This is a genomic window from Ruegeria sp. BHSA123 (assembly GCF_059613425.1).
The window spans coordinates 1-4,145 of sequence record NZ_JBXWSL010000131.1; the positions used below are offsets into that span (position 1 = coordinate 1).

General features: G+C 53.3%; 4 protein-coding genes. 3 read left to right on the top strand and 1 reads right to left on the bottom strand.

From position 1 onward, the window contains the following. Positions 1–621 (top strand): hypothetical protein (locus tag AC2FNC_RS20295; RefSeq protein ID WP_496716490.1); only part of this gene is annotated, 621 nt, incomplete at its 5' end. Beyond that, a complete protein-coding gene (locus AC2FNC_RS20300; RefSeq protein WP_496716491.1) occupies positions 575–1,528 on the top strand; it encodes a hypothetical protein in 954 nt (317 codons plus the stop codon). The genes AC2FNC_RS20295 and AC2FNC_RS20300, both read left to right, overlap by 47 nt. A 10-nt stretch (positions 1,529–1,538) precedes the next feature. On the opposite strand, the gene AC2FNC_RS20305 is transcribed toward AC2FNC_RS20300, so the two are convergent. Next, on the bottom strand, positions 1,539–2,351 hold the full coding sequence (locus AC2FNC_RS20305) for a class I SAM-dependent methyltransferase (RefSeq protein WP_496716493.1): 813 nt from the start codon (positions 2,349–2,351) through the stop codon (positions 1,539–1,541). A gap of 390 nt (positions 2,352–2,741) precedes the next feature. Between AC2FNC_RS20305 and AC2FNC_RS20310 the strand changes: the two genes are divergently transcribed. Further along, the gene (locus AC2FNC_RS20310) at positions 2,742–3,911 is read left to right on the top strand and encodes a glycosyltransferase family 4 protein (protein ID WP_496716495.1); all 1,170 of its coding nucleotides are present in this window, start codon (positions 2,742–2,744) and stop codon (positions 3,909–3,911) included. Positions 3,912–4,145 lie beyond the last annotated feature (234 nt).

A 4,145-nucleotide genomic window follows, 5' to 3' on the forward strand; every position in this document is an offset into this window, starting at 1 on the left:
CGCGGCATTCCAGCCAGAAACTGGGTGGCGACAATGGTAGAAATGCACCAAGAATTATCGGTTGCAGCGATTGGTGGATGTGTCGACAACGGCTACGATACGTTTTGGCATTGGGCTGTTCATTTTTTCGATTTCGGACGCTACATGGCACCGCACCAGACTGTGGAAACCGAATTTTTGTCGGTAACCAACCTTTGCTATGCTGCCGCGGATCTCTGCGAACTCGAACATCTATATCAGCACCGGTTTCGCGAAGTTTCTGTGCATGATCACCTCATGGCATCCGGAAAGAAACTGATATTGTCTGACCGACCACGAACCACCGAAATAAGACCGCGCGTCAGGACAATGGACCTTGCGATGGAGTGGTTTTTTTGGGGCTGGAAATATGCGGCAATCTGCTCGCAATCGATTTCGAAGTGGCAGCGGTTTTGCCGTGTACTTGTTTCACCGCTGGTGCCGTTTGTGCTTTTTGCCCGAGCGCTCAAGGTCCAGTTGAAGAAAAGAGTGTATCTGCGACATTTCTGGCCAGCTTCGCCGCTCTTATTTCTTGTCGTTTTGATGTGGGCGATGGGTGAAATGGTTGGATATTGTCAGGAACCTAAACCTGATGAGGAATGATTTTACCATGATGCCTTCATCCGATTCCGGACCGGCCCTTTCCGTCGCTATCGCGTCGGCCGGCGACCCGGAACTGTTAAACGGGTGTCTCAATGCGCTTGCAACGGCACGGGCACAGGTTGATGCGCCCGTTGCTGTCTTTGTTGCCCGTCCCGCTTCAGCGATTGATGCCACGAAGTTGTTCGCAGACCGGCCATGGGCATCTCTTGTTTTGGTGGAGGGGGATTCGGATATTCCACAATTGCGCGGGGCCGCGATGGGTGCAGCCGGCGAAGGTTGGATTGCAGTCACCGAAGATATATTTCTTGCGGACCGCAATTGGTTGATGAGCATGTCACAGAATACAAAGTCTGGTTTCGAGGTGATAGGCGGGGCGGTTGGCAATGTCCGACCCGATGTGGTGAGCCACGCGGCTTATCTGACCGACTATGGCACTTTCTCACCCAGCCGATCGGCAGAGGAAGGTGTCAGCGCGCTGACGGGCGCCAATGTAATGTATGGCCCTGCAGTCAGCGGTCGTGCCGGACGTTGGGCCCACGAAGGCGCCTGGGAGCATGTGATCCACGATCGTCTGATCAGGGAGGGTGTACAACTGCGCTTCGAGCCTTTAGCCAGGGTCGACCATAATGCCACCTACAATCTTTGGGAGTTGATTTCTGTACGCTTCCAACATGGGCTGCATTATGCTCGTGACCGTCTCGGCGAGCACAGAAGTGACTATTGGGTTGCTCGGGTCTTGCTGGCGCCGGCACTCCCGTTCCTTCTTGTCTTTCGCCTGTCGCGTGTGACCGGGTGGTCAAAGATGGGGCGTTTTGCGCGGACAGCACCGTTGCTTTTCGTATTGTATGCTGCCTGGGTTGCGGGGGAAACTCTGTGGTATATGAAGGAACGGAATTCGAAAGAATGACACCAGCCGTTCAGCTCATCCCCAGTCTTCTACGTGCGGCCGCCCTGAACAGGCCCGTATAAAGCCTGGCGTAGCCCATGACGCGCGTGCGCTTGCGCGGAGCTTCCGCATCCGGGAAAGTAGCTTGAATCTGGTCGAAGACGGACTTGTCTCGTGTTCCGAAAACCAACTCGCCGGATGTATTCACTTTTGTACAGAGAAATCCTTCGCTTTCTGCTGTTGCTACACTTTCGGGCACGCCAGCCAGCCAGTAGTCGTGCCAGCAAATAACGCTTTGGTCATGCAGCACATCCAACGCACCGTGATAGTCATCGGTAACCTGCGGGTGTGCATGCAGCCCGTCTATGAGCAGAAAATCAAACTTTTTGCCTTCCGAGATGGACAGAATATCATTTGGCGACCATCCGTAACGGTTCTCCAGCAAATGTGCCTGCATACGCTCCCGGAGCTTCTCTGCAACCGTTGCGCATCGTTCCCCGTCACCCTCTGACTTGTTGTCCAGCGTAATGACCGATGAACCGCCACAAGTCTCCATTGCCTTGGCGATGTAGACTGAACTCATCCCGAATGCATTACCGATGATGAAACAGTTGGACGGGCGGAACTCGTGTACGAACCGCCCGATAGAAACGCATTCATCTTCGCCAAAGCTCACAGGCCCGAGTGTTCCGTTTAGCCTGTAGTGAGGTCCGCCACGGTGCACAACACCATTCGGCCAGAGGGAATCCAGCGCTGTGACCTCTTGCAATGCATTGCGAACCTCATGGACAAGTGCTGCGGGATCGAAGAGGTCGGAAGTCTTATTTTTTTTGGGCAACTGCATTCGGTTTCCTTATCTTTAAACTGTCTACACTTAGAAAATGCATCGGGGTATCTTCGTTGTAACGATGCTAGCCGAGCAACCGGAAGACAAACAAGGCCGTTGATTTCGTGTAAAATTGTCCCCAGTCTAAGTGATCCGAAGCGACTAAGTAATCTGCAATCCGCGGAAGGCTATTACAAGTTTGGTAAGCTGTTGTGTTTATTTATTTACATGGTTCTGGACGGTTTTGGAAACTGATACCCCTGCATTACCTTCATCGATATTGCCAGCTTACAACAAAGCAAGCCTTCGGGGTCGGTCGGTCATGATGATTGTTTAGGAATATGCCAATGGTACCAACAATTCATTCGGAATGAACAGCTTTGGCACAACAGTGAAGAGGTAAAATCCGTGACATCGCGTTCCGAATATCCAACGGGTCCCCGCCTACACATCGTTCAGATGCCTTCTGTTTACGGCACAGGGGGAATAGCACGGCATGTTCTTGACCTTAGTGCGTGGCTTGAGGCGCGCGGGCATCGCGTAACACCGATCAGCACCGCCGGGGAGTGGTATGGCCCAACCAACAATCCAGAGTTCATAGATTTACCTCTATTGTACACAGGCGCTGACGGTGGAGGGATGCATCGGCGGCTGTGGAACCTGTTGAAATCGGTTATCCAGCTGAGGCGCTGGCTTAACCGAAATTCCGTTGATGTCATTCACGCGCATGAATCAGGCCCGGCGCTCGTCGCATTGTTGGCCGTAGGGCGGCGAGACATTCCGATTGCTGTCACCTATCACGGGTCGCATTACGACCGGGTGCCCGGTTTCGGCCGGATCGCTGCGCGCACCGATCTCGTTATCACTCCTAGTCTCCGCGCATCTGAGGATCTTGTCGCTCGAGGTGGTGTTGCGAAAGACAAGGTTCGCGTTATCGGCCTTGGAATCAAACCTGCCCCGAAGGACAATCCTACCGATATTGCCGCACTGCGAGCGGAACTGTTGGGCGATGGTTCACAGCTTGTCGTGACCCTTTCTCGTTTGGTATATCAAAAAGGGATAGACATACTGATTGATGTGGTGACTCGGGTTTCGCAGAGCCACCCGCATATTCGCTTTGCTGTTCTTGGAGAAGGGCCGCTAGATGAAGAAATGTCTGCATTGGCCAGAGCCCGTGGGGTTGCAGACAAGTTGCAGTTCGTCGGCCGGACAGAAACCCCCTATCTATACCTTCGTGCTGCCGACATGATGGTTCTGACCTCTCGCTGGGAAGCGCTGCCGATTTCAATCGTCGAGGCCTTTCGAGCGGGCAAGCCGGTGGTTGCAACTGACTGCTCTGGTGTCCGAGAGTTGGTGGATGGCAACGTTGGTGCATGTGTCCCGGTTGGAGATGTACCTGCGATTGCCGACGCGGTAATCCGCGTTCTGGGCGACCCGCAGAAACTGGTCGCGCTTTCAGAAGCCGCCGCAGAGCGCGGCACAGAAAATCGTTTCGATCCTGACTGGGTTAACAGTCGGTTTGAGGTCACCTATCGGGAATTGGTCCAGGGCGATGGTTATGCCATTGATGACCTTTAGACATTGTCAGACGTATTTAGCCGCCTTTGTCTGATCATCCGGGTATTGTCTAAATAAAGTTCATAGGACCTGCCAAATCTATACAAGCATATAGTGGCAGCAAGCCCGCAACACCGGGCGCGAACCGGGCAACTGCGTGGCTTGTGTCTTTCGATTGTGACGAGGATCGTGTTTGATACGGGAAAGTTATTGGTAATCTGGTACAATTCGCATGCAGTCTTTGCGCATTCTGAT